This window comes from Ruminococcoides bili, from assembly GCF_040093295.1.
Taxonomy (GTDB): Bacteria; Bacillota; Clostridia; order Oscillospirales; family Acutalibacteraceae; genus Ruminococcoides; species Ruminococcoides intestinale_A.
This window is the reverse complement of the sequence record NZ_JBBNJY010000036.1, coordinates 1-15,230: the sequence shown is the minus strand read 5'-3', so window position 1 is coordinate 15,230 and position 15,230 is coordinate 1. Positions and strand designations below refer to the sequence as shown.

Here is a 15,230-nt window from a genome sequence, read left to right as displayed (position 1 = left end):
CGCCGAAATTATTAATAGCATCGGTATTTTCTATCCGCAGTATTCCCTGTTTTACCACAGCTCGGAAATTACCGCACCGCACAACCTTTTTTATTATAACTGTATTAATCTCCCCTATTATGGCAATACTTATTGTAAGAAATTGCTTGGGGGTAATTTTTTGCAGTATGGTAAAGTTGAAATTTGCGGAGTAAACACATCTAAGCTTAAAGTCCTAAGTGAAAAAGAAAAGAAAGCACTGCTCAACACAATAAAGAACGGCAGTGAACAAGAGCGTAAAAAAGCAAGAGACGCAATGATAAACGGCAACCTGCGCCTTGTACTTTCGGTAATTCAGCGCTTTACAAACCGTGGTGAAAATCCCGATGATTTATTTCAAGTCGGTGTAATCGGACTTATCAAAGCAATTGATAATTTCGACCCGTCACTCGATGTGCGTTTCAGCACCTACGGAGTACCTATGATTATCGGCGAGGTACGAAGATACCTGCGAGATAATAACGCTATCAGAGTATCACGCTCAATGCGTGACACCGCCTATAAGGCTATGCAAATCAAAGAACAGCTCACCAATAAAGAAAACCGAGAGCCGACAGTTGAAGAAATCGCCAAAATAATGGGAGTGCCAAAACACGATGTTGTGCTTGCGCTCGAGGCAATAATCGAACCTGTTTCATTGTACGAGCCTGTTTTTTCGGACGGCAATGACACCATTTATGTTATGGACCAAATTGGTGACAAAAACGACGACACAACCTGGCTTGAGGAAATCGCCGTAAAGGAGGCAATCTCTAATCTCTCCGACAGAGAAAAGCGAATACTTACAATGCGGTTTTTCAGAGGCAAAACTCAAATGGAGGTTGCAAGCGAAATAGGCATTTCACAGGCACAAGTCAGCAGAATAGAAAAAGGCGCACTTGACAGAATCAAGAAAAATATTTTTTAAGCCGTTCAACAAAGATACTCCGCCATCGTTGTAAAGTGGCGGAGTATTACTTAATTATTCTCTTTTTAACACGCAAATCACAAAAAAAGTGACCTGAATTTTAATTATTTCAAGCTAAACCATAGCGTTTACATTTTCTTTATTACTAACTTTTTTACAAAGTTAATAAACAAAACACCGAGTAATGTCAATGAAACAGCACTGATAACATAGAACGAATAAGATATAAAATTATACATAAATATATTTTCTGACATCATATTATCAAAAATTTCATAATTCTTCAAAGCAAGGCCTATCATATAATTCTCCAAAGCAAGGCCTTTCATAATAATATAATACACAAAGAAGATAATATTTGTAATCAGAAATATTACAGCAAAAAATATTGCACTTTTTCTCGCCTTGACATTGGTTTTAATCTCCTTTAATGATATGTTTGCACAATTTTTTAGTATTACCACAAACATAACAACCGCAAACGATGAATTTATTAAATACGAAAAATCAATGTAGGTTTCACTTAAACATGTCACTGATGCGTTAAGCAAATAATATAAAATATCAAAACCTGTTCTTACGGCAAACAAAATACCGATATTTTTAAACACCTTTTTCGCCATAAATTGTGTATCGGTAACCAATATCACCACATAATTATATGCCAGCAGATACACAAACACAAAAGCCGCATTAAATATTAGCATTGGTATTGCAAATTTGAATCCTCCCATAGCAAGTATTCCTATGCACTTCATCCGCAAAAAGCTATGTTCCTCATTATAAAAAATCAGCGATATTAATTCGAGTGCAACCACAATTATAAAAGGTAAGCATTTTTTCAATTTACTGTTCATATTATTCTCCCTCATTCTTATATTTTTTCGTTCAAGCCTAAAGCAAGAAAAATTTTCAATCTCTGCTTTTCTGAATCACGAACGCTCGTCATAACCGGAAACTTGCCAAACATTATCTTCCAAAACCCATTGTACCGTACAATTAGAACGATTAGCAATGTAGCAACTATTATCGGTATTTACCACCCCTGACATAATAATCAGAGGTGGTTTTGTCAAAATAATAATTTTCTCCCAAAATACCGTTTACATCACATTCAACCCATGCAACTCTGTTGCTGTTATAATAATTAGCCAAATAACTGCCATCTCTGTGCCATGTATGTTTCATATCCCATTTTTCTGTCCAATACACAGGAAATCTCCAACTCGGTTTCATAAAATCTATATAAATTTTATCCGTACCGCAGTTTTCCATTTCATTTTTGTAATTATATGTATTTAAAAATTCATAAATTAATGCTTTGGTTTTCTCCTCATTATCGGGACAATTTTGTATTATAAATGCCCTAATCGATTCAGAATTATATTGAAGATCTTTTTCGGTACCGTACGGTGTTAATTTCCTGTCATGAGAATAATCCTCTATTTCAAATATTCTTTCCTTATTAGGATCATTTGTTCTGTGATAAAGCTCAACACGATATGATAAAAATCCTATAATTGCCAAAACAGAACAAACAGATAATACGATTATTTTTGTTTTAGATTTTTTTATTTTCATTGTAATTCACCTAAAAATTAAGTTTTGTAATTTTATTTTTATCCATATCTATATTTCTTTTTAATTAATATTCCATAGGATTTCGCTCGTAATATTCTTCGGCGGCTTTGAATACATCAATTATTGCATTTCCTATTTCTTCCGCTGTAGCATTGGCAGGCAAGTTTATTGACTTTATGCAGCCATTATATCCGCCCTTCTTTTCTCTGCATTTCTCAGATGAATAAACTTCGTAACTTTGGTTTTGATACAACCTAACACTTGCGAGGTTATTATGTTTCCAAAAAGTTATATATCCCTTATACTTAGAACCATTTTTCCAAAATTGTTTAGGCTTTCCTACATACAACGGACTATCCTCAATAGATTTTAATCCTAAAAAAGCTTCAGTTCCTAACTTAGCTACAAGGTTATCTTCTGCTTCACTAACTATTGTTATTTTATCAGAATATGTATTATAACCAGCCCTATGTTCAACTTCTTCAACAATTAAAAATCTTCCCTCTCCTTTATATATTCTTACTGTCCACGGATATGATTGTACACTCATCTTTCATCTTTCTCCTCCTCTGTTTTTCCATTGATTATCAAATGGTACCTTACTACCCCTGACATAACAATCAGAGGTGGTTTTGTCTAAAAATACTTTTCAAATCTAATTCCGTTAGCATCGCACCGCAAATACGCAACTCTGTTGCTTTCAAAATAATTAGCCAAATAACTGCCATCTCTGTGCCATGTATGTTTCATATCCCATTCTTCTGTCCAATACACAGGAAATCTCCAACTTGGTTTCATAAAATTAACTACAAATTTATCGGTATTATACTTTTTCATTTCATTTTTATAGTCATAGGCGTCTAAAAATTCATAAATTAAATTTTTAGTATCTTCTTCATTATTTGGGCAATCTTGTATCATAAAAACACGCACTGATTCAGCATTATAAGGAAGTTCTTTTTCATAATCGTATAATTTTAATTTCCTGTTACGAGCGCAATCCTCTATTTCAAATATTCTTTCCTTATTAGGATCATTTGTTCTGTGATAAAGCTCAACACTATATGTCAAAAATCCTATAATTGCCAAAACAGAACAAACAGATAATACGATTATTTTTGTTTTAGATTTTTTTATTTTCATTGTAATTCACCTGAAAATTAAGTTTTCCTTTTATCACAAATCCCCGTCAAAATCAGACACTCGCCAAACATTATTATCATCCGATTTCCATTGCACCGTATAAGAAAGGTCCTTAGCAATATAACTGTCATTCTCATTATTCAGTTGATATCTAACATAACAGCTATAGTTTACTTCCGCAGATTTTAAAGACAATATCTGCGGTTGAATACTCGTAAACTTTGACTCAAAAATTTCTAAATTGTTTTTGTCTGTACAATTCTCCACATACAGATAATTCATATTTTTATAAATTTGCTCCGATACTATATCCTGATATTTGCTTTTTGAGTAATCTCCGTAATTATCGCAAGACTCCTGTACTATGTCATAAGTTAGGTCGGTAAGATTATTTTCTATATTTTTCCGATGATTAATACAAACCCCAATTCCGACAAAAACAAGAACAAATGCTGTTATTACCGCTGCAACCTTTATCTTTCCCTTTTTATCCAGTGCTTTTAATTTTCTGAAACTGTTTAATAAATCATCAAGAGGTGTACTGTTATATGGAACTATTTCTGAAAACGGACCAACCACTAAAACTTTCCAAAATAATTTGAAGCAAATATAAAACAGCAATAATAAGCTACACAATTGCGGTATATTAATAAACAAGAAAATATACCATATCAAAAAAAACAGATCAATCAACCTGTTTACCCATATTATTTTGCCTTTAAGTTTTAAAGTTGCTTTGCAATTAGGGCATTCTTTTTCTTTCCAAAAATTTGTATAAAAACCTTTTTTATACCAACTGATACATTCTTCTCCGCAAACAGGACATTTAGTTTTTTTAGATAATAAATCTATAATTTTATCTTCCAACATATCCATCTCTTTTTTCATTTAATTTCAAGCATTTTTTGAGCAAAACTCGTCATATATTCAGTATTGATTTCACGATTTTCATTAATCTCATCTTCCGTAAAATTGCCATTTGCATATCTTTCTATATACGGCTTTATAAAATCCGAATCATACTTTTTAAGATAATCACAGCCGTACTCAAAGTAATTCCATTCGCCGTCAGAAATTAAAGTTTCGAGCATTGCTGTAAGCACCTTGTTTTCGCTTTGGCTCTTTATATTCTCGGTCTTAATCGCATATCTTTGGTCACCGTCAAAGAAAAACAAGCCAAAATTTTCGAGCCTTTGCACATTACACTCCAAATAGTCCGTTGACTCCGTATATTCCGTTTCAACGGGAACAAGCTCACAATAATAATTCGAGTCCTCGTCAAACGGCATAAAGTATGTAAATGTCTTTATACGGTCTTTTCCGTTTTTTACAGTAACAGAACCTAAATTCAGCACACGCTTTTCATCGTGTTCATAAGAAGAAAATCTGCTTAACGGAGTTACACACGTATCCGTTCTGAAATCCTTTACCGTTGAGTTTACACTTGCATAGGTTGTATCTGAACTTGAAATGATACTGCTCGGAATAATCTCATACAAATCTATCGGATAAGCTATGTATTTTACAACATACAATATTCCCGTTAAAAACAAAACCGCCCATAAACGGGTTATTATTTTAGCAAAACCGACATTGCTTTTACTTTTTATAAGTCCGCATTTTTCGACTGAAAAATAAAAATACAAAAAGCAAATAATATTCAATGCGCAAATAAAAATCAGCCTTGAAACCTCAAGTATAAAGCCGATATTTTCAGTGTATGCAACCCTCACATTTGCAACGACTGTATATTTTTCAACTATATAAGCAAAACCGTTATACTGAAACATACAATATATTGCAAGCAAAGCTACAATCACAAAAGTTGCTATAAAAAACGGTATTGTCCCTTTAATCGGGCAAAATCTAAATTTACCGTCTGAAATAAAGTCCGATATAAGCCACAATGTAAAAAACAGAAAAACTACCTCTATAATGCAAGCCGCAAAAGTAAAAACATAATCATTAAAAAAGTAATAAATAATATAGTTTGCCACATCTGCCATAAGTCTTACACTTGCAAAACTTAATATTAAGCCTACGGGACTACGCATAAAAAACGAGTAAAACTTTCCAAAACAGTAATACGAAAACATTGTATATACAGATAAAAAATAAATTGCATAATAAACTAATCTGAAAATTATATCTCCGGCATTTATATGCTCTACAATATATGTTGTACAAATAAAGCCCTTGTAATACGGAGTCCATAGAAACATCAATATTTCCAATGCAACTAACAGTATACAGCCGCTGATTTTTGAATAATATTTTTTCATTTTATCTTCCTCTCCGAAAAGCATTATTCTCAATAATAAATATTCAAGTGAAGCATATTTCCATCATTTTTTAGCATATCATTTTCTTTTCATAAACTCTCATTTTATCACGGAGGATCATCAAAATCTGATACTCGCCAGACATTATCATCATCTAATTTCCATTGCACCGTACAGGTAGATTTGCCATAGCTATAGCCCTCCTCACCTTTTATAGAAAATTTAATCTCATAAGTATATTTCGACTCAGCTGTATCTAAGAAAAAAATTAAGGTATTTACTTTAGATTGATTTGATACATATATGATAAATTCGTCTCGATTATCATAGGAACCACTGCGAAGATAATTCATAATGCTATAAATGTTTTCCGGTACTATATCCTGATATTTGCTTTTCGAGTAATCACCGTAAGTATCATAAGATTCCTGTACTATATCATAAGTTAGGTCACTAAGATAATTTGATATTTTTATCAAGTGATTAATGTAAACTCCTGTTCCAACAGTGATAAAAACAACTGCCGTTGTTACTATTATTTTTTTCTTTTTATTAATGGTTTTTAGTTTTTCTTTATCTTCCAACATATCCATCTCTTTTTTCATTTAATTTCAAGCATTTTTGAGCAAAATTCATCATATAATCTGTATTGATTTCTTGATTTACTTTATTTTCATTTTCTGTAAAATCACCGTTTGCATATCTTTCTATGTATGGATTTATAAAATCAGAATCATACTTTTTAAGATAATCACAACCGTACTCAAAGTAATCCCAATATCCACAAGTAATCATATACTCTAAAAAATTTGTTATAACCTCATTCTCATTTTGATTTTTAATATCATCAAAGGCTATGACATAAGGGGTATCGTTTTTTGCATAAGCTATATATTGATTTGAAAAGAATACCACTTCTTGATCTTGTATTTTAATTGATGCACCTGAATTTGAATTATTTATGTTATTCTGCTCTTTATTTATGTATTCATAATCGAAAAAATTATTTAGCTTAAAATCGAGTAATTCTTCGTCATGATATTTTATTTTAACATCTGTATTTTCGTATGATAATATCTGCGACGAGTTATCTTTTACCCTATATATTTGTTTATAGACAAAGCTATTAGAAATTAAATTCGGTAATCCAATGTAGCAATCAGATGATCTTTCCGGTATTTTTGCAATAGTACCGACATTTGAGATACAAATTTTAATAAACAATAATACAAATATTGCTATAAAAGCTATTATTGTTCGTGCAATAATCTTTAAAAATATTTTTGACCAATATAAATCTGCGTCAAAATTATTTGCATATAGATTATTAAGTATTATTACAAGAAATATTTGTAAAATAATTGCCGTAAACATTCTTAACAACTGTGAATTAAAGTTATAATTCATACTTTTAAAAAGATAAAATGACGAATCAATTGTATATTTTTCTGCATACATTTGCAAATTTATAAATATATAGACTAAATAAGAAACAACTATAGCCACAACTAAAACATAAAATAATAATATAACTACTATAGATTTATCTTTTCCCTTAATTTTACCATATATATCTTTTAATAAATTTCTGCCGGTATAAGCAAATGTAATAATTTGGAATATAATTACAAAAAATATGCAATCCGTTAATAAGCTATATATAGATTTAATCTCTGTACTTTTGAAAATATAACAGCCAATATCAAGTATAACTCTTATGAATAAAAGAGCAAAAAAAGATATTACTATTTGCTTTTTATACAGTAAAAAAGTTTTCTTAGCAAAGCCAAATATAACAAATGCACTGAATGAAAAAAAGAATACCGTAAATAAAACAATTGACCATATTAAATTATTTAAAGGATAAACCGGTAAAATCGATTTTGAATAAGGTGTCGATAAGAATACAGCTAATTCAAGCAGAGTAATTAATATCCCCATAAAGCAAATATTTTTATTTATTATTTTTCGCATAACTATACACACCATTTCAAATTATTATCAGTCATAAAATCATCAAAAAAGTACGATATTCATTAGAAACTTTGCAAGTAGTATTGAATTGTTATCTGTACCGTAATTAAAAAACTGAACACTTTACACTCTTTGTTTTTCTGTTAATTACCACCCCTGACATAGCAGTCAGAGGTGGTTTTGTCAAAATAATATTTTTATCACGGAGGAGAATCAAAATCTGATACTCGCCAAACATTATCATCATCTAATTCCCAATATACTGTCGGTGAAGTTGCCCCACCGGATCTATGATCTTCGTTTTTTATTATATAAAAACATTTTTCCTTATAGAACGATTTGGCTGTATTTCCGGGTAAAACTAATGTTATGGGATTTGTATGATAACATTCAGCTATATGATAATTACTGCCATCGCCCACCCCAGGTCCCGGCAAAAGATTCATAATGCTATAAATGTTTTCCGGTACTATATCCTGATATTTGCTTTTCGAGTAATCACCGTAAGTATCATAAGATTCCTGTACTATATCATAAGTTAGTTTACTAAGATAATTTGAAATTTTTATCTGATTATATATATATACTCCGATTATAATAATTGCAATTATACCTACAATTGTACCTATAATTTTTATATTTTTTTATTTTTTTTATTTTTTTTATTTATCATTATTCATCTCCTCATCCTAATTTTATTGTGTGTGCAATTGTACTAAAACAAATTCGTATCACCTCACCACTATTTATTCAATTAGCAATAAACAGAATTGTTTATTATTGCTGTTTTATTGTCTATTGTTGTATTAATATACTATAAAAAATAATATTTGTAAATACCTTTTTTCAATATATTTACTTCAGAAAATCTATGCACATTTTTATAGTTATGTACAGCTCATAAAACATATAAAATAAATTTGATTTTTACATTTTAATAAAATTTACTTGATTTATTTATAAAAAAACTATTTTTATGTAAAATTATGTTCCTTATGGGAATTTTGAAAGGTTATTTATAAAATTTACACGAAAATATTGTGTAAAAATTTTCAAATTTGCTTGAAAACAACATATTTATTTGGTATTATATATTATAGGAATATAGAAGCAGTTTTAATTGGTATTCTTATACAAGAAGTTTTTATAATTAACAGTGATTATCAAACAATCCGCATTATTCGGAATGGTTGACTGTCGATTGGGTGATTCGGCAGTCATAATAAGGAGTTGAATATATGAAGTATGTCTTTAATGATGAGCGTTCTCCGCTGCGACTGTTTTCTGACGGTGACGCTGTTCGTGCTTACGACTTTCTCGGCGCTCATTTTATAAATTTAGACGGCAGAAACGGTGTAATTTTCAGAGTATGGGCGCCAAACGCAATTACAGTTTCTCTTGTCGGTGATTTTAACAATTGGAATCAAAAAGCTAATTATATGTATAAAATCGGCGGCGGTGTATGGGAACTCTTCATTGAAAATCTCAATGAATTTGCCGTATATAAATTCTGTATAGAAACCGTTGACCACACAGAAATTTTAAAATCGGATCCGTTTGCTTTTCATTGTCAGACAAGACCCGAAAATGCCTCTATGGTATTTAATACAAATCAATATGTATGGCATGACAGCTATTGGATGGAAAATCGTCAGAATACATCTTCACCCGACAAGCCGATGAATATATATGAAATTCACGCAGGCTCGTGGAAAAAATATCCTGACGGCAATTACTTTAACTATCAAAAAATGGCGGATGAGCTTATTCCTTATTTAAAGGAAATGAACTACACGCATGTTCAGCTTATGCCGCTTATGGAATATCCGTATGACCCAAGCTGGGGCTATCAGACAACAGGATACTTTGCCGCAACCTCTCGTTACGGTACGCCGTGTGACCTTATGGCTCTCATTGACCGCTGTCATATGGAGGGAATCGGCGTTATTATGGAAATTGTACCGTCAAACTTTCCTAAGGACGATTACGGACTTTATAAATTTGACGGCACCTGCCTTTATGAGGACAACAATCCTAAAAAAGGTCAGCGTGACAGTTGGGGCACTTGCCTCTTTAATTTCCAGCGCTATGAGGTAATCAGCTTTTTGATTTCGGCTGTAATGTTCTGGTTCGACAAATACCACATTGACGGTATGCGAATCGGTGCGGTTTCTTCTATGCTTTACCTTGACTACGGCAAAAAGGACGGCGAATGGGTACCTAACCGCTTTGGCGGTAACGAAAACCTTGAGGCAATCGACTTTATCAAGCGTTTGAACAAGGCAGTACATATGTATCACCCGTCGGCTCTTACATTTGCCGAGGAAAACACTTCGTGGCCAAAACTTACCTTGCCTATTGAGGAGGGCGGACTCGGATTTGACTACAAATGGAATATGGGTTGGATGAACGATACTCTCCACTATATGTCGCTTGACCCGTTGTGGCGACCGTTTAACCACGATAACCTTACATTCAGCTTTTTCTATGCTTTTTCAGAGAGATTCATTCTTCCTATTTCTCACGATGAAGTCGCTCACGGCAAAGGCTCGCTTATCAGCAAAATGCCGGGTGACTATGACAGCAAGTTTGCAGGCGTAAGAACATTTATTACATATATGTACGCTCATCCCGGCAAAAAGCTTGTATTTATGGGCTGCGAAATAGGACAGTTTGATGAATGGGATTCCGACTCGGGTATTCAGTGGGATCTTCTTAAGTTTGAAAAACATAATGCTCTATATACATTCTTTAAAGCAATAAATAAATTTTATATTGAACATAAGCCGCTTTATGAGCTTGACAATACTCCGAAAGGCTTTGAATGGATACACCGTAACGACTACACTCAAAGCGTTATTGCTTTCAGAAGAACCGACTCGGACGGCAACGAAATCATTGCAGTCTGCAATTTTCAGCCGACCGTTCACGAAAACTATATGATAGGTGTTCCCCGCTTTGGCGAATATGAGGAAATATTTAATTCCGACTTAACCGAATTTGGCGGAACAGGTGTATCAAATACAGGCACTCTTACCACGGTGCCGATGAAAATTCACGGTTACAAGCAGGGACTTTCACTTACCCTGCCGCCGCTCGGTGTAATTTATCTTAAATGTACAAAGGAACTTGAAAATCCCGAAGGCAACACCGAAAAGCCGAGAAAAACCGTTGTTCTCAATTCCGAGACCGTAAAGGCAGAGGAATTAAAATAAATATACTTATAATTGTAGGACAGTATGCTCACACTCTGCCCTACTCTTAAATAATCTCTGGAGGTAGTAAAATGTTCCCTAAGAAGGAAGTAGTTGCAATGCTTCTTGCCGGCGGACAAGGTTCCCGTCTTGGCGTTTTAACAAGAAAAATTGCAAAACCTGCCGTTCCATTCGGCGGAAAATATCGAATTATTGACTTTCCACTATCAAACTGCGTAAATTCAGGCATCGAAGCTGTTGGTATTCTCACACAGTATCAGCCGCTTGTTCTTAACGAATACATAGGCAACGGTCAGCCGTGGGACCTTGACGGTATGCACTCGGGTGTAAACTGCCTAAGTCCGTATCAGGCTGTTGACGGTGCAGATTGGTACTCAGGTACTGCAAACGCAATTTTCCAGAATATTAACTACATTGACCGCTATGACCCCGAATATGTTGTTGTTTTGTCAGGCGACCATATCTACAAAATGGACTACAACAAAATGCTTGAATACCACAAAGAAAAGAATGCGGCTTGTACTATAGCTGTTATAGATGTACCTCTTGAAGAGGCGTCAAGATTCGGTATTCTCAACACACACGAGGACGGCGAAATTTACGAATTTGATGAAAAGCCCGAAAAGCCAAAAAGCACACACGCATCAATGGGTATCTACATTTTCAGCTACAAAGAGTTAAGAAAATACCTCATTGAAGATGACGAAAACAAAAACTCAAGCCATGACTTTGGTAAAGATGTTCTTCCCGCAATGCTCAACGCAGGCGAGCGTATGTTTGCATATCCGTTTGAGGGTTATTGGAAAGATGTCGGAACAATCGACAGTCTTTGGGAAGCTAATATGGATCTTCTCGACCCTAATGTTACACTTGACTTAAAGGATATTTATTCAAGAAATCCAATGATGCCGCCACACTTTGTATCTAATGACGCAGTTATTCAGAATTCACTTGTTGCAGACGGCTGTAATGTTTACGGTAATCTTGAGTTTTCTATTCTTTTCTCGGGCGTTACTATCGGAAAAGGCGCTACAATCAACTCTTCTATCATTATGCCGGGTGCGGTAATTGAAGAGGGTGCAACAGTTCAGTTTGCAATTATTGCAGAAAATACAGTTGTTCGCAAGAATGCGGTTGTAGGCGCAAAACCTGAGGACTGTGCTAACAGAGATGAATGGGGTATTGCCGTAGTTGGCGAGAACTCTATAATTGACGAGGGCGCAGTTGTAAAGCCAAAGGAAATGATTGACAGATGCACGGAGGTAAAAGCAAATGAGATGTAATAATGTTTTGGGACTTATTTTTGCAGGCACTCTTGACGAAAAAATGCCTGACCTCACCTCATCACGCACAATGGCAAGCGTTCCGATCGGGGGCAAATACAGAATAATTGACTTTGTTCTTTCTAATATGTCAAATTCAGGTATCAACAATGTAGGCGTAGTTGCCACAAAGAACTATCTTTCTCTTGCCGATCACCTCGGCTCGGGTTCTGCTTATGACCTTTCAAAGAGAAGAAGTCAGCTTACATTGCTCACACCTTACAACGGCAGTTCTTTCTCAAGCTATCCCGAAACCATTTATAATATGCACGGATACATTGAAAACAGCCGTGAGGAATATGTATTGCTCTCACCGGGCAATATTATTTCTAATTTTGACTGCACAGACCTTTTTGATTTTCACACCAAAAAGAATGCAGACATTACAGTAATTTACAACAAAATGGTTGTACCGTCTGGCTACGACCGTCCTATGACAATCAGCGTTGACGATAACGGCAGAGTAAACAGACTTTTCCTCAATCCGCAAAAGACAGATACTGTTGAAAATGTAGTATTCGGCGCAATACTCCTGAAAAAAGATCTCCTTATGCAGGAAATAAATCAGGCTCTCGCAGTAAATCAGAAAGACATTAAAAATATTATTCAGGCTGCCGTCGGCAAATACAATGTTTACGGCTTTGAAGATAAAGGTTATACAGCGGCAATTACTTCTAATCAGGATTACTTCAATTTCAATATGGATTTAATCAAAAAAGAAGTAAGAGATGCTCTCTTTAATCCACAGCGTCCGATTTACACAAAGGTCAGAGATGACGCTCCGTCACGCTACGGTCTTACAAGCAGTGTCAAAAATTCAATTATTGCTCAAGGCTGTGTAATCAACGGTGAGGTTGAGAACTGTGTTATTTCTAAGGGTGTATATATCGGCGAGGGTGCTAAAGTAAGCAACTCAATAATTATGCAAGATACAAAAATCGGTTGCAATACCAACCTGAATTATGTTATCATAGATAAGGATGTTAAAATTCAGGATGGTCGTTCACTTATGGGATATGACTCCTATCCTGTATATATAGCAAAAAAATCTGTAGTTTAATGGAGGTAAAATCAAATGAGAATTTTATATTGTGCATCTGAAGCAAATCCGTTTTGCGGTAGCGGCGGACTTGCAGATGTTGCAGGAAGTCTGCCACACACACTTTGCAGAAAGGGTCAGGACTGCAGAATTGTAGTTCCGCTTTACGGCACAATTCCGCAGGAGCTTAGAAATTCACTAAATTTCATTACAAACTTTACCGTACCTGTTGCATGGCGTCATCAGTATTGCGGACTTTTCTGGGCAAGATGGCACGACTGTACATATTATTTCATTGACAATGAATACTATTTCAAGCGTGGTACACTTTACGGTCACTATGACGATGCCGAGAGATTTGCATTCTTCTCAAGAGCAATTCTCGAAATGCTCCCATACATTGACTTCCATCCTGATATTATTCACTGTAATGACTGGCAGACAGCACTTGTACCTGTTTACTACTATCTGTTCTATTCACACAGACCATGGTATCACAATATCAAGAGCCTGTTTACAATTCACAATATTCAGTATCAGGGTGAATACGGCTGGGAAGTTAATACAGAATGTGTAGGTATTCCTGCCAATGAAACAAAAATTCTTGAGATGAACGGCAAACTCAATATGATGAAGGGCGCTATTGAAACAGCAACAAGAGTTTCAACAGTATCTCCAAGCTATGCGGCTGAAATTAAAGACCCATGGTTCAGCTGGGGACTTCACGACGAACTTAACCTCCGTCACTATAAACTTTGCGGTATTAAAAATGGTATTGATACCGAAAGCTATAATCCTGAAACAGACTATCAGATCTATCGTAACTACTCTAAGGACGATATGAGCGGCAAGGGTGAGTGTAAGAGAGCACTTCAGGAGCGTCTTTGCCTTGAACAGCGCTGGGATGTACCAATGGTTGGTATGGTAACAAGACTTGTAGGTCATAAGGGACTTGACCTTGTAAGAATGGGACTTGAAGAGCTTATGAATACCGAGAATATGCAGTTTGTAATTCTCGGCTCGGGTGATAAGGAATACGAGGACTACTTTAACTATATGCAGGCAAAATATCCGGGCAGACTTTGCTTCTGTCACGGTTTTGTACCTGAACTTGCAAGAAAGATTTATTCAGGTGCTGATATATTCCTTATGCCGTCTGCTCAGGAGCCATGCGGCCTTGCACAGATGATTGCTCTCCGTTACGGTACAATTCCTGTTGTTCGTGAAGTTGGCGGACTTAAAGACTCTGTATTTGACAGTGCAGACAACTACGGTAACGGCTTTACATTCAAGAACTACGATACGGCAGATATGGTAAATGCCGTAAGAAGAGCTTTGTGGGGTATTCATGATGACGCAGGCTGGCATCAGCTTATGTGGCGTGCAATGATGAGCGACAACAGTTGGGATCGTTCGGCTAACGACTACATCAATGTATATAACGATACTCTTAATTGGGCATAATTTTTAAATTTAAACCTTTTCCCTCTCTGAAAAATCGGAGAGGGATTTTTTTCTTTATCAAACATTGGGGTAAATTATGGTTTAGCAGAGTGTCGGTCGGGCATTGAAATTTAGCTAACGCTAAATTATCCTCCCCAAAAACAAAAAAGTTTACTCAATTTTTTCAAAAATTGCGGGTATGGGCAGCGCCCATAATATCTTCCGATATAACAATTTATCAGGCGCAAACAGCCACGCTGTTTGCGTGCTAAAACTAAGTTAGAT

13 protein-coding genes are annotated in these 15,230 nt (G+C 34.8%); 5 read left to right on the top strand and 8 right to left on the bottom strand.

The features are described 5' to 3' along the window. Positions 1-160 precede the first annotated feature (160 nt). Complete coding sequence (gene sigG / locus AAAY30_RS09715) at positions 161-946, top strand: RNA polymerase sporulation sigma factor SigG (RefSeq protein WP_295050706.1); 786 nt, start codon at positions 161-163, stop codon at positions 944-946. Positions 947-1,074: 128 nt separating this feature from the next. Here the strand turns inward: sigG and AAAY30_RS09710 are convergent, their stop codons facing one another. The 8 genes from AAAY30_RS09710 to AAAY30_RS09675 form a co-directional block, all read right to left on the bottom strand. Further along, positions 1,075-1,680, bottom strand: a complete 606-nt coding sequence (locus AAAY30_RS09710; protein WP_301954993.1) for a hypothetical protein — start codon at positions 1,678-1,680, stop codon at positions 1,075-1,077. Positions 1,681-1,972: 292 nt separating this feature from the next. After that, positions 1,973-2,527, bottom strand: coding sequence for a hypothetical protein (locus AAAY30_RS09705; RefSeq protein WP_249377249.1), 555 nt, complete (start codon positions 2,525-2,527; stop codon positions 1,973-1,975). A gap of 64 nt (positions 2,528-2,591) precedes the next feature. After that, complete coding sequence (locus AAAY30_RS09700) at positions 2,592-3,077, bottom strand: hypothetical protein (protein WP_022234410.1); 486 nt, start codon at positions 3,075-3,077, stop codon at positions 2,592-2,594. Between the two features lie 86 nt (positions 3,078-3,163). Then, complete coding sequence (locus AAAY30_RS09695; RefSeq protein ID WP_443719665.1) at positions 3,164-3,670, bottom strand: hypothetical protein; 507 nt, start codon at positions 3,668-3,670, stop codon at positions 3,164-3,166. A gap of 33 nt (positions 3,671-3,703) precedes the next feature. Next, entirely contained in the window at positions 3,704-4,558 is an 855-nt protein-coding gene (locus tag AAAY30_RS09690; RefSeq protein WP_499215791.1) for a hypothetical protein, read from the bottom strand. Continuing rightward, the gene (locus tag AAAY30_RS09685; protein WP_499215792.1) at positions 4,555-5,952 is read right to left on the bottom strand and encodes a hypothetical protein; all 1,398 of its coding nucleotides are present in this window, start codon (positions 5,950-5,952) and stop codon (positions 4,555-4,557) included. Before AAAY30_RS09685 ends, AAAY30_RS09690 begins: the two co-directional genes overlap by 4 nt. A 107-nt stretch (positions 5,953-6,059) precedes the next feature. Then, positions 6,060-6,536 carry a hypothetical protein gene (locus tag AAAY30_RS09680; protein ID WP_499215793.1) on the bottom strand — a complete coding sequence of 159 codons (477 nt, stop codon included), beginning with the start codon at positions 6,534-6,536 and terminating at the stop codon, positions 6,060-6,062. Beyond that, the gene (locus tag AAAY30_RS09675; protein WP_337809560.1) at positions 6,526-7,926 is read right to left on the bottom strand and encodes a hypothetical protein; all 1,401 of its coding nucleotides are present in this window, start codon (positions 7,924-7,926) and stop codon (positions 6,526-6,528) included. Before AAAY30_RS09675 ends, AAAY30_RS09680 begins: the two co-directional genes overlap by 11 nt. Positions 7,927-9,164: 1,238 nt before the next feature. On the opposite strand from AAAY30_RS09675, the gene glgB reads away from it, so the two are divergent. The 4 genes from glgB (at position 9,165) to glgA (ending at position 14,966) form a co-directional block, all read left to right on the top strand. Beyond that, entirely contained in the window at positions 9,165-11,141 is a 1,977-nt protein-coding gene (gene glgB, locus AAAY30_RS09670; protein WP_303248663.1) for a 1,4-alpha-glucan branching protein GlgB, read from the top strand. Between the two features lie 71 nt (positions 11,142-11,212). Then, positions 11,213-12,424: a glucose-1-phosphate adenylyltransferase gene (locus AAAY30_RS09665; RefSeq protein ID WP_302196863.1), complete on the top strand. Its 1,212-nt coding sequence runs from the start codon at positions 11,213-11,215 to the stop codon at positions 12,422-12,424. Further along, positions 12,414-13,523 carry a glucose-1-phosphate adenylyltransferase subunit GlgD gene (gene glgD, locus AAAY30_RS09660; RefSeq protein WP_176782081.1) on the top strand — a complete coding sequence of 370 codons (1,110 nt, stop codon included), beginning with the start codon at positions 12,414-12,416 and terminating at the stop codon, positions 13,521-13,523. Before AAAY30_RS09665 ends, glgD begins: the two co-directional genes overlap by 11 nt. 15 nt (positions 13,524-13,538) lie before the next feature. Further along, positions 13,539-14,966, top strand: coding sequence for a glycogen synthase GlgA (gene glgA / locus AAAY30_RS09655; RefSeq protein WP_022235300.1), 1,428 nt, complete (start codon positions 13,539-13,541; stop codon positions 14,964-14,966). Positions 14,967-15,230: the final 264 nt, after the last annotated feature.

What these genes read in the sequence shown, in the direction of transcription:
- glgD (WP_176782081.1), top strand. Translation starts at nt 12,414, where the DNA reads ATGAGATGTAATAATGTTTTGGGACTTATTTTTGCAGGCACTCTTGAC.
- AAAY30_RS09705 (WP_249377249.1), bottom strand. Translation starts at nt 2,527, where the DNA reads ATGAAAATAAAAAAATCTAAAACAAAAATAATCGTATTATCTGTTTGT.
- AAAY30_RS09700 (WP_022234410.1), bottom strand. Translation starts at nt 3,077, where the DNA reads ATGAGTGTACAATCATATCCGTGGACAGTAAGAATATATAAAGGAGAG.
- AAAY30_RS09675 (WP_337809560.1), bottom strand. Translation starts at nt 7,926, where the DNA reads ATGCGAAAAATAATAAATAAAAATATTTGCTTTATGGGGATATTAATT.
- AAAY30_RS09690 (WP_499215791.1), bottom strand. Translation starts at nt 4,558, where the DNA reads ATGAAAAAAGAGATGGATATGTTGGAAGATAAAATTATAGATTTATTA.
- glgB (WP_303248663.1), top strand. Translation starts at nt 9,165, where the DNA reads ATGAAGTATGTCTTTAATGATGAGCGTTCTCCGCTGCGACTGTTTTCT.
- AAAY30_RS09665 (WP_302196863.1), top strand. Translation starts at nt 11,213, where the DNA reads ATGTTCCCTAAGAAGGAAGTAGTTGCAATGCTTCTTGCCGGCGGACAA.
- AAAY30_RS09695 (WP_443719665.1), bottom strand. Translation starts at nt 3,670, where the DNA reads ATGAAAATAAAAAAATCTAAAACAAAAATAATCGTATTATCTGTTTGT.
- AAAY30_RS09685 (WP_499215792.1), bottom strand. Translation starts at nt 5,952, where the DNA reads ATGAAAAAATATTATTCAAAAATCAGCGGCTGTATACTGTTAGTTGCA.
- glgA (WP_022235300.1), top strand. Translation starts at nt 13,539, where the DNA reads ATGAGAATTTTATATTGTGCATCTGAAGCAAATCCGTTTTGCGGTAGC.
- AAAY30_RS09710 (WP_301954993.1), bottom strand. Translation starts at nt 1,680, where the DNA reads ATGGGAGGATTCAAATTTGCAATACCAATGCTAATATTTAATGCGGCT.